This window comes from Rhodoferax ferrireducens (assembly GCF_003347515.1).
In the GTDB taxonomy this organism is placed as follows: Bacteria; Pseudomonadota; Gammaproteobacteria; order Burkholderiales; family Burkholderiaceae_C; genus Rhodoferax.
Window position 1 is genome coordinate 1 of record NZ_QEII01000213.1, and the last position, 1,167, is coordinate 1,167.

The window sequence follows — 1,167 nt, forward strand, 5'->3', positions numbered from 1 at the left end:
AAACCAAGATTGACCAGCTCACGCACGAGATGGCGGTCCTCAAACGCTGGAAGTTCGGTCGCAGTCGCGAGCAGCTCGATGCGGGCCAGATCAGCCTGCTCGACGAAACCATCGATGCCGACATCGCTGCCATTGAAGAAGAGCTTGAACAGCTCGCCCCCAGTTCAAAGACAAACGCCGACGCCCCCAAGCAGCCCAAGCGCGCCCCGCTGCCAGCAGATCTGCCGCGCGTTGAGTTCCACCATGAACTCGATGCCACGACCTGCTCCACACCGGGCTGCGGCTGCACTTTGAAGCGCATCGGAGAAGACGTCAGCGAGAAGCTCGACTACACGCCAGGCCTGTTCACGGTGGAGCGCCACATCCGCGGTAAATGGGCCTGTGCCAAATGCCAGACGCTGACTCAGGCGCCAGTGCCGGCCCAGATCATCGACAAAGGCATCCCCACGGCGGGCCTGCTGGCCCAGGTGTTGGTGGCCAAATACGCCGATCATCTGCCGCTGTATCGCCAGGAAGGCATCTTTGCGCGTGCCGGCATGGCACTGCCACGCTCGACCCTGGCGCAGTGGGTGGGCGTGTGCGGTGTGCAGTTGCAGCCACTGGTCGATGCGCTCAAGGGTGAAATCCTCAGCCACGCAGTTTTGCACGCCGATGAGACACCGGTGCCGATGCTCAAGCCCGGCAACAAGAAAACGCATCGGGCTTACCTGTGGGCGTATGCGCCTGGGGCCTTCGAGGACTTGAAAGCCGTGGTCTACGATTTTTGTGAGTCTCGCGCCGGTGAGCATGCCCGCACGTTCCTGGGCGCCAACACTGAACAAGGCGGCTGGAAAGGTACGCTGGTCTGTGATGATTACGCGGCCTACAAATCGCTGTTCACCATGGGCATCGTGGAAGCTGGTTGCATGGCTCACGCCCGGCGCAAGCTGTTTGAGCTGCATGTGAACCACTCCAGCCAGATTGCTGAAGCAGGTCTGGAATTATTCGCCCAACTCTATGACGTCGAGCGTGAGGTCAAAACGCTCCATGCCGACCAGCGTTTGCAGATTCGACAAACCAAAGCACGCCCGATTGCCGATGCGATGCATGAATGGATGAAGTTGCAGCGTTGCAAAATCACCGATGGCTCGGCCACGGCCAAAGCGCTGGACTATAGCCTTAAACGCT

General features: G+C 60.0%; 1 protein-coding gene. It reads left to right on the forward strand.

All coding sequences use genetic code 11. The features are described from left to right. The coding region (gene tnpC / locus C5P05_RS03215; RefSeq protein WP_114968431.1) for an IS66 family transposase at positions 1-1,167 on the forward strand (1,167 nt) is incomplete at both ends.